The organism is uncultured Lamprocystis sp. (assembly GCF_903933125.1).
Taxonomy (GTDB): Bacteria; Pseudomonadota; Gammaproteobacteria; order Chromatiales; family Chromatiaceae; genus Thiodictyon.
This window is the reverse complement of sequence record NZ_CAIZIZ010000454.1, coordinates 1-9,645: the sequence shown is the minus strand read 5'-3', so window position 1 is coordinate 9,645 and position 9,645 is coordinate 1. Positions and strand designations below refer to the sequence as shown.

Here is a 9,645-nt window from a genome sequence, read left to right as displayed (position 1 = left end):
TTGTCGATGCCTGAGTCTGAACGCGGGCGGCGTGCGTCATCATACCCACCCGTGCGCCGAACCTCGACTGCCGGTGCGTCCCGGCAACACGGTTCTTGCATGGGGTATTGGGCGCCATTTCGGGTCAGATTGAACATCCTAATAAGACGCTCCCTGCTTGATCGTCGCTGCGATGATATTGCGGAACCCGGAGGCAACAAGAGAGCATACAAAGACGATATCGCATATAACATGATGCGAATGTGGCAGGGGGCTTTTGGTGTGGCTAGTGAAGATTGCATGGTAAGCCCTGCATACGTTATTCTTGAACCACGGGATGGGGTATGTTCCGACTTCTTTGCTTACCTCCTCAAGTTGCCGAGATACTTGCGGCTTCTTACGTCTCACTCACAAGGACTGACAGCGGATAGATTGCGGCTTTATTACAAAGATTTCGCACATATTCCTCTATCAGTTCCAGCCTTGCCCGAGCAACAAAAGATTGCCGAATTCCTGTCTTCCGTCGACGAACTCATTGCCGCCCAAACAGAAAAATTGGCAGCCCTCAAAGTCCATAAAAAAGGCCTGATGCAGCAACTCTTCCCCTCCGCCGACGAGGTCCACGGATGAGCAACAAGCCGAAGATACAGACCTACAAGACGTTGCGCGGCCTCGTGACCCGTCTGCGCGATGACCTGAACAGCCAGGATTTCGTGCTGCTCTATGCTTACAACGGTACCGGCAAGACCCGCCTGTCGATGGCCTTCAAGGACGCTGGCAAACGCAGGCCGGACATCGATCGCGACACGCTCTACTTCAACGCCTACACCGAAGACCTGTTCTATTGGGACAACGACCTGGCCAACGACAGCGAACGCCATCTGAGCGACACCAAGGACCTGTTCCGCCGCATCCTGAACGCCTTCCTGGATCGCTACCGATTCGAGCTGCCGGAGCTCGCCGCCCAGACCACGCCGCAGCAGACCACGCCATGACCGAAAACGATCAAAAACAACTGGGCGATACCCTCTGGGCCATCGCCAACCAACTGCGCGGCGCCATGAACGCGGACGATTTCCGCGACTACATGCTGTCCTTCCTATTCCTGCGCTATCTCTCGGATAACTACGAGGCTGCCGCGAAAAAGGAGTTGGGGCGCGACTACCCGGACAACACGCATCAGCCCAACACGCCGCCGCTAACCCTGTGGTACGACGCGAACGAGGCCGACATCGCGGAGTTCGAGAAACAGATGCGCCGCAAAGTGCACTACGTGATCGAGCCGGAATTCCTCTGGAACAGCATCGCCGAACAGGCGCGCACGCAGGATGGCGAACTGCTGCGTACCCTGCAGCAGGGCTTCAAGTACATCGAGAACGAATCCTTCGAGAGCACTTTCCAGGGCCTGTTCTCGGAGATCAACCTGGATTCGGAAAAGCTCGGCAAGAAGTATGCGGACCGCAACGCCAAGCTTTGCACCATCATCACCAAGATCGCCGAAGGCATCGCGAAGTTTTCTACCACCAGCGACATCCTGGGCGATGCCTACGAATACCTGATCGGTGAATTCGCCGCCGGTTCAGGCAAGAAGGCCGGGGAGTTCTATACACCCCAGCAGATCTCCAGCATCCTCTCCGCGATCGTCACCCTGGACAGCCAGGACCCGAGCACCGGAAAAAAGAAAAAGCTGAACAAGGTGCTGGATTTCGCCTGCGGCTCCGGATCGCTGTTGCTCAATGTGCGCAAGCAGCTTGGCACCCACGGCATCGGGAAGATCTACGGCCAGGAGAAGAACATCACCACCTACAACCTGGCGCGTATGAACATGCTGCTGCACGGGGTGAAGGATTCGGAATTCGAGATCTACCACGGCGATTCGCTGCTAAACGACTGGGACATCCTCAAGGAGGCGAACCCCGCCAAGAAGCTGCAGTTCGACGCCGTGGTCGCCAACCCACCGTTCAGCTACCGCTGGGAACCGACCGCGGCCCTCGGCGAGGACTTCCGTTTCAAGAACTACGGCCTGGCCCCCAAGTCCGCCGCCGACTTCGCCTTCCTGCTGCACGGTTTCCACTTCCTGGGTCAGGAAGGCGTGATGGCCATCATCCTGCCCCACGGCGTGCTGTTCCGCGGCGGCGCGGAGCAGCGTATCCGCACCAAGCTGCTCCAGGACGGCCACATCGATACCGTCATCGGCCTGCCCGCAAACCTGTTCTTCTCCACGGGCATTCCGGTCTGCATCCTGGTGTTGAAGCGCTGCAAGAAGCCGGATGACGTGTTGTTCGTCAACGCCAGTGAGCACTACGAGAAAGGCAAACGGCAGAACCGGTTGCTCCCCGCGCACATCGACAAGATCGTCTCGACCTACCAGTTCCGCACTGAAGAGGACCGCTACGCCCGACGCGTGCCGATGGAGGAGATCGAGGCCAATGACTTCAACCTGAACATTTCGCGCTATGTCAGTATCGCCACACCGGAGGAAGTCATCGATCTCGGTGCAGTGAACAGGACGCTGGTAGAATTAGAGCAGCAGGTTGCGGCATCCACGGCGAAGCACAATGCATTTCTTAAGGAGCTTGGCTTGCCGCTTCTGCCCGGTGAATGAGGGGTGATTTACGCGCGGACGACGGGCAACCGACCCGCTCGCTCGCCAACCACCTTAGGAGCAAGGCAATGTTCAGGCTGCGTGCACAAGCTCCGGAGCTAACGGCTCGCCCGATCGCTCAAATCCAGCACCCGCGGCCTCGCGGGCAACCGTGCCTGGCGGGCGGCATTCGGCGGGTAACGGCGCAACAGCAGATCAATGGTCGCAGCCCCTCTGGTCGAATCCAGCCGCCGGATCAGATCTTGATCTCCATAACCGGGGATCAGGTTCACCCCGGCCCGGGCGGCAAACCAGACCGGATGGGACGACTGGCTGGTGTAGTACCAGGTCGCGGTGCGCCAGTATTCCTCGTAGCTCTGGCCGAGCACCGGGGAGCGCTGGCCGCGTCGGAAGGCGATGTCTCCCGCCTGCGGCACCTGGGATTCAGTGTACCAGCCGTGCTCGCGCAGCCCATAGAGCGCCGGCCGATGGCGACCAGGAGTGTCGAAGTGACCCGCCGCGTGGAGGCCCTCGATGATTTGCGCCAGCCCGAAGTGCTGTCGATGCGCCCAGGTTTCGCCCGAATTGAGCGTAATCACCAAGTCCGGCCGAGCGTCGCGCGCCGCAATCTTGAGCCGGGCGGCGAGCAGGCGACGGTCCCAGTTGACTACACCGTTATCCCAACTGTCTTCAAAATCCGATCGGGCCAGGGAGGAGAGGAAGTAAACAGTCGTCACCCCGTGCAGGGCCATGCTGCCGAGAAACTCACCGCGCCGCTGTGTTGCCAGGTCCAGGTTCGTGGGGATCTCACGCACCCGCGGACCGGCGGGAGGCGTCGTCAGCCAGACACCGGGCGCCGGATCTTCCTCGATCAGGATATCGTCATCGGATCGCGGATCGTAATCCGGCCGCAGCCCCTGGACGACACCTCCATGCTCCCCGTTGGTTACCAGGGCAATGCTCATCCGCCAGCCGCGCTCCCGGAAGCGGCCCAGATTGAACAGCGTCTCGTCGTCCGGGTGCGCGGTAATCAGCAGGACGTTTGGAGTCCGCGGCGGAACGGGGCCCACCGCACCAGCAAGAACGACCGGATTCACCGCAGCCAGGATCGTCAGAACAATCAGGAATCGGCAAACTCGGGTGACAGGTGCTCTATCCATTGTGCTCGGCCTCGGGATGAACAAACAACGCATGACGCGCCTATGCCGCCTGGTTCGGGCGGCCGCCATGGGTAGAGTAGGACCCTTGCCGACGAAAATCTGTCGCCGATGCGTCACATCCAGCAGATCGCGCAGTTGCTCCTCACGCGCCAGGATCGAGCGGTAGTGACGCCGCTCCGCGCGGCGCCCGAACCCATACCCCAGGGCAGGCAGCAGGGCCAGGACGAGCAGGTCGGTCACGCGCTAGGCGCACGGATGGGCAAGCCTCATCCGCGCCCGGCAGCCGACCTTGCGCAGCGCGTTGTCCAGCCGGTGTGCCTGGAAGCGATAGAGCGGCAGCGACAGGGCCGTCGGCAGGTCTCCGAGCAGCGCGCGGGCGTCCGCCAAGTGCAGTCCGGCGTTGCGGTGCAGGGCGTTGGCGCCCTCGAAGCGGGCGTCGTCGCTCAGCACGGACTCCAGGCGCAGTTCCCACCAGGCCGGGCGGACGGCGCGCTCGCCCTGCTCGATGCGGCGCATCCCATCGACAGTCACCAGCACCGCCAGCCGGTCGCCCGCCGCCAGGCGCCAATCGTCCGGGGGCAGCAGACGTGGCGACGCGCCCGCGCGCTGCAACAGGACGGGCACCATCGCATACCCATAAGCAGCCTCGGCCAGCAGCAGTCCGTCGAGCGGGTCCCCCGGCTGGACCTGATACTCGGCGATCAGCACGCTCCGGCGGTTGAGCCGGAACACCCCCAGCACACCTTCGCCCAGTGCCGCACCGGCGAAGGCATCGGCGGCGACCTCGTAGGCGCACAACACCTCCGCCTGGGGGAGCAGACGAGTCAGATGGTCGGTCAACTGACGCTCGAACGTGCGCAGGACCAGCGGGCAGCCCGGGTGGCGCGCGGCGACGGCCAAGCCAGCCTCCAGGTTCAGCAGCTCGTCGTCGGTGACCGCGACCAGGCTCTTCGCACCCTCCAGATGGACCCGCCTGAGTGCCTCCTCCAGTCCGGCGACCAGGAGCGGCAGCCGCGGGAGCAGGCCGCGGTCCACCGACGGATCGAGCGAGACCGCCACGACCGAGGCACCGAGCGCCTGCAGCAGCGCGGCCACCCGCTGTCCGACCCGGCCCAGGCCGATCACCACAACATGCCCCTGGGTGGGGATGGGCGGCCGGCGCGCGACGAATTGGAACTTGGAGGCCAGCAGTGCCTCGGTCACCAGGCCGTAGAGCAGCCCGACCAGCGCGATTCCGGACAGTGCGAAGAACAGCCCGATGAGCTGAAACCACCACGGAAACGGGGCACTGCCGCGCAGGGTTCCGAACACGTCCGCATAGCCGCCGAGTAGCAGGGTGGTGGTCGCGAAGAAGCTCGCGGGCACATCGCTGCCCGCGTCGAAGCCGGAAAACAGCGCGGTTCCAGTGAGCAGCAGCACACAGAGGACCAAGCCGTAGACGATACCGACCCGCCGCCGTCGATCCGCGCCGTCGCCGAGCCACAGGCGCCGCCAGGCCTCCCGCGGTCCGCGCGGACGCCGCAGCTCGCGCAGGCGGCGCCACCGCGCACGGGCACGCGCGGCGAGCGAGACCCGCGGCGGATCGCCGCGGCCTGGGGCCGCGGCCTTGGTATCCAGCGAAACCAGGATGTCGCCCGGCGCGAGCCGCGCATCCGGGTTCCAATCGTGAAAGGTGTAGGCCGGCGGAGCGCCGCTCGCCGGGATGTGGCGCAGCACCAGTCGACCATCGGCGCAGAGTCGATGCAGCGCACGGCCCACCCGCGGGTCCCCCGCGGCGATGGTCTCCTCGACGGCCCGCATCCATTGCTCGTTGAGCTGAAACCAGCCGACAGTATCGGTGGCCAACGCGGCCATCGCGAACGCCGGAGCCGGGAGTTGGGTCGCCTCGAAAGCGGCGAGGTTGCCGAGCTGGCTCGCCAGCAGCCGGTTCAGATTGACCTGAGCCGAGCGCAGCACCAGCCGCGCCCGGGGGTTGAGGCTGCGCACCGCCAGCGCGGTCGCGACATTGGTGTGCTCGTTGCTTGCAACCAGCAGGACGGCCCGGCAGGCGCGCACACCGGCCTCTTCCAGCAGGTCGACGCGACGGCAATCGCCGACCAGCAGCCGGGCGAGCCGGGCGTCCAGACCCGGCAGTTCCCAGTGGGTCGGCGGCTGCTCCTCGATGCCGACCACGGCGACGCCGAAGTCGGTCAGCGTCGCAGCGCACTGTTGACCCAGGCTGCCCAGACCGCAGACGATGAAATGGCCGACCACGGACCAAGCCGGCTCAGTCGCCAAAGATGCCTTCGGCGCGCTGCGCCGTGGCCGCGGCCAGCAGCCAGCGGTCGAGCTGACCGGGGTCCCGGCAGGCGCCGACACGCGCCCTGGTGTTCTCGTCCACCGGGATGCCGCGCCCGGCGAGCAGGTTGAGGACGGCCTGGGCGAGTCCATCGGCACGGCCCTCGGAGCGCACCGCCTCCAGGTCCGCGTAGCCGGCGCGCTGCAAGAGGTTGCGCAGCGTCACCCGGTCGCCGTCCGCCCGGTCGAAGAGCGCATCGACCGGAACCGGATTACGCAGAATACCGGGCGCCAGGAGATCCTCCCCCGGGCGCGCGACGCGCATCGGCTGCCCGGCGGCGTGGACCTCGACCCGCCGCGGGCCGGTGAGCCGCGCGACCCAGACCAGCCGGGTGCCGTGGCCGATCAGCTCGGCGATCTTGGTCTGGAGATCGACCTCGTCCTGACCGGACGCGGCATACTCCAGTGCCAGCGGCGGCACCGACTCGATCCAGCCCCGGCCGGCGGCGGGCTGGGGGCCGACCGCCACGTCCGGCGCGCGCAGCATTCCGGGCTCCGGCGCAAAGCCCGCATCAATGCCGGCCCATTCGACATCCGGGTCGCTGTCGAGCACCGCCGCGCCCCTCAGGTTGCCGGTGGCATGCACCGGGCCGGCGGGGGCGCGATAGAGCGGGTGTCCCGCCGAGAGTTCGTAGCGGTCCCCGTCGCGCAATTGGTCGGCGCGGAAGGGACCGGAGGCGGGCCTGGGGTTGCGCGGGGGGTGACTGGGGCTCATCGTTGGGTCCTCGGCGATCGATACCGGACAGTGGCGCGTGGCTGGGGAACCAGCGGACCTGCCACGGATATGTCAGCAGGATAGCGCAACCCGTGACAAGTCATTCAACCGTGAGCACCTCGCGATCGTCGGCGAAGGCGCGTTTCAGGGCAGGAGACGGCGGCTTGCCGCAACACTGGGGGTCTGCGCTCCAGGTCCGGCCTGACGCCGCGAGCCGCCATCCTGCGCCAAGCGGCAAGCAGGCGACGCTCCCGGTTGACCAATCCGTTGCTCAGAGCGGCCGGGCCTCCCCCGCCGACCCGGCCGCGCGCACCTGCCTGGCCCGCCAGCGGGCCAGGTCGTACTCCATCATCGCGGTGGCGCCAGTGGCGACTGCCCCGTCGAAGGCATCCAGGGCCGCCGCCCGATCGCCCGCGAGCCAGGCGCGCTCCCCGATGTGGTACAGCGCCTCACAGCGCCAATCCACGCGCTCGGGCTGCGGCCGCGCGGCGGCCACCGCCAGCAGATCCTCAGGCGACAACTGGCCGAGCAGCATCCTCGCGATGGGCACGGGCCAGCGGTCAGGGGGCAGCGGGGCGATGTAATCGGCCAGATCCCGGTCGGGATCCCCAATCGGCCCGAGCCCGGCACCGGCGAACGCTGCGCCTTCCGGGCCGGCGAGGCGCCGCGCGACAATATAATGGATCATGGAGGCGTAAGCGTTCGCGGGAGCAAGCGTGCGGACACGGGCGTATTCGCCCAGCGCGCCACTCAGGTCGCCCGCCAGGAAATACGCATCGCCCAAGTAACGATGGATGTCCTCATCCGGTCGGTCCGCGAACGGCGCCAGGCGGGCGATCACACCGGCGAAGTCGCCGACACACAGGAGCGCATTGGCAAGCGGTGCAAAGATCTTGGTGTTCCCGGGCTCACGCTGGTGCACCAGTTCGAGGTCAGCGCGCGCTTCCGGGCAACGGCCCGCCCCGATCATCGCCCAAGCGCGCAGGACCCGCAGCCAGCTCTGGTCTCCAGCCAGCTCCAGGGCACGGGTGTAGGCGAGCACCGCCTCATCGTATCTGCGGGTGGCCTCCAGCACGTCGCCCAGGTTGCGGTGCGCGACGGCAGCCTCGGGCTGTAGCCTGAGCAGATCCCGATAGTCCCGCTCCGCCTCCGCATAGCGTTGGAGGCTTTCCAGGGCAACGCCGCGCGCATTGATCAGCGCCGGCTCGTCCGGATGGGTCGCCAGGGCCTGGTCGAGCATCGACAGCGCGCGCTCCGGCGTCCCCAGACGGACGTAAGCGCTGCCGGTCTGGGCCAGCACTTGCGCGTTATCGGAAAAGAGTGAGCGGATCTCGTCCGCCACGGCGACGGCGTCCGCGATGCGACCCTGCTGTTCCAGGATCGCCAACCGCTGCGTGCGCGGCGACAAGAAATACTGGGGCCCCTGAGACGCCGCGGCCAAGGCGTCCAGTGCCCCGTCCGCGTCGCCCTCGACTAGAAGGTCCTTGGCCCGCCGAAGGTTGCGGGCCGGCTCGCGCACCGCGGCCATCAGGCTGGGATCGAACCGCTCGGTCTCGCGCAGGTCAAAGTCCAGCATCGCGAAAGCGAGTTCGGTATCCCCGAGCGCCTGCTGAGCGATGACCATCACGTTCAGCGCCATCTCGCGGCGCACCAGGTCGGGATCGACCGAATGATTCACGGAGCCAAGAACACCCAGCGCATACCCCTCGCCTTCGCGGCGCAGCAGAATGACATCGGGTGGCGGGGCTTCGATGATCGCCTCACGAAGGTCGCGCGCAAAGCCGAGCACCCGCGCGCGCTCTATATCGGTGTCGTCCACCACATAGAGGTCGCCCGCGCCGCTGATGCGGCCGAGCTGGGCGGTCCGGTTGAAGCCGAGCAGCACCGCGCCAGCGACCACCAGCCCGGCGATCACCGGCACGGGCAGGGTGTGCGCCTCCCGACGGATGACGCACGCCTTGGCGGAATCGTTGCGCTCACGACGGGTGGCCCGATCGCGGATCTCGGACACTCGCCTGAACCAGGCGCCAAGGGCCATCCCAGCCACCAACCCGCCGAGGTGCCCGGTCACACTGACCCCCTCACCCATGCTCGAAAAAAACAGCAGGGCCACCGTGCTCGCCTGGACCACGCCGGCGCGCCGGTTCATCAGCACGCCCCAACGGTCGAGCCGCGTATTCAGCGGCACATGGGCGCCGATCACCGCGAAGATCGCGCCCGACGCACCAGCCGTCATCGTCGCCGGGGCCGCCAGCGCGAGCACGGCCAGCGAACTCGCCACGAGGCCGCCAAAATAAATGGCGAGAAAGCGCCGCGCACCGTACGCGGCCTCTACGGCGCGCCCGAAGTAGATAAGCGCCAAGCAATTGAGGATCAGATGCCCGAAGTCCCAATGGAGCCAGGCCACCGTCAGCAGACGCCACCACTCCCCCGCCGCCACCGCCACGTTGAACTCGCCCCCCCATCGGTAGAGACAGCCGTAATCGAGCGCGCAGTCGTGGCGCACCACGAAAAAAATCAGGGCATTGACCGCAGCGATGAGGAGTGAAAGATAGGGAACAGCGTCGCGACGGATCGAATCGGACGAATCGTTCATGCGACGCCCTCCCGTCGGGATTGTCAGCAGCGACGAACAATGGGTAAACCAGTCCGGGTAAAATGGTCCACCAATTCACTGACTGCCGTCAAGTCCGAGGCGGTGACGATCAACCTCAATGACCTTTGGGCACTATCGAGGCGCCATTTAATAACCGGACGCGCCTTAATGCAATTTTTCTAGCATAGTCTATACTTAGAGTTAGGTTTTGGATTACGAGGAGAGTCAATCATGAGTAACGAATGGCTTAATGACGCAAGAAAGATTCCTGGCG

7 protein-coding genes are annotated in these 9,645 nt (G+C 65.7%); 3 read left to right on the top strand and 4 right to left on the bottom strand.

The window, feature by feature from the left end; all coding sequences use genetic code 11:
* From QZY03_RS24780 to QZY03_RS24770, 3 genes are all read left to right on the top strand, one after another.
* Positions 1-609, top strand: a 609-nt coding sequence (locus QZY03_RS24780; protein ID WP_295585585.1) for a restriction endonuclease subunit S, incomplete at its 5' end; no start/stop codon positions are given.
* Positions 606-974 (top strand): hypothetical protein, encoded by a 369-nt coding sequence (locus QZY03_RS24775; RefSeq protein ID WP_295585583.1) that lies wholly within the window; start codon positions 606-608, stop codon positions 972-974. The genes QZY03_RS24780 and QZY03_RS24775, both read left to right, overlap by 4 nt.
* Positions 971-2,584, top strand: coding sequence for a type I restriction-modification system subunit M (locus QZY03_RS24770; protein ID WP_295585581.1), 1,614 nt, complete (start codon positions 971-973; stop codon positions 2,582-2,584). The genes QZY03_RS24775 and QZY03_RS24770 overlap by 4 nt, the downstream gene beginning before the upstream one ends.
* 98 nt (positions 2,585-2,682) lie before the next feature.
* Here the strand turns inward: QZY03_RS24770 and QZY03_RS24765 are convergent, their stop codons facing one another.
* The 4 genes from QZY03_RS24765 to QZY03_RS24750 all read right to left on the bottom strand — a co-directional run bounded on the left by QZY03_RS24765 (position 2,683) and on the right by QZY03_RS24750 (position 9,371).
* Positions 2,683-3,963, bottom strand: a complete 1,281-nt coding sequence (locus tag QZY03_RS24765; RefSeq protein WP_295585580.1) for a PIG-L family deacetylase — start codon at positions 3,961-3,963, stop codon at positions 2,683-2,685.
* 3 nt (positions 3,964-3,966) lie between these two features.
* The gene (locus tag QZY03_RS24760) at positions 3,967-6,000 is read right to left on the bottom strand and encodes an NAD-binding protein (RefSeq protein WP_295585579.1); all 2,034 of its coding nucleotides are present in this window, start codon (positions 5,998-6,000) and stop codon (positions 3,967-3,969) included.
* The gene (locus QZY03_RS24755; protein WP_295585577.1) at positions 5,990-6,775 is read right to left on the bottom strand and encodes a Uma2 family endonuclease; all 786 of its coding nucleotides are present in this window, start codon (positions 6,773-6,775) and stop codon (positions 5,990-5,992) included. The genes QZY03_RS24760 and QZY03_RS24755 overlap by 11 nt, the downstream gene beginning before the upstream one ends.
* A gap of 271 nt (positions 6,776-7,046) precedes the next feature.
* The gene (locus QZY03_RS24750) at positions 7,047-9,371 is read right to left on the bottom strand and encodes a rhomboid family intramembrane serine protease (RefSeq protein ID WP_295585576.1); all 2,325 of its coding nucleotides are present in this window, start codon (positions 9,369-9,371) and stop codon (positions 7,047-7,049) included.
* Positions 9,372-9,645 lie beyond the last annotated feature (274 nt).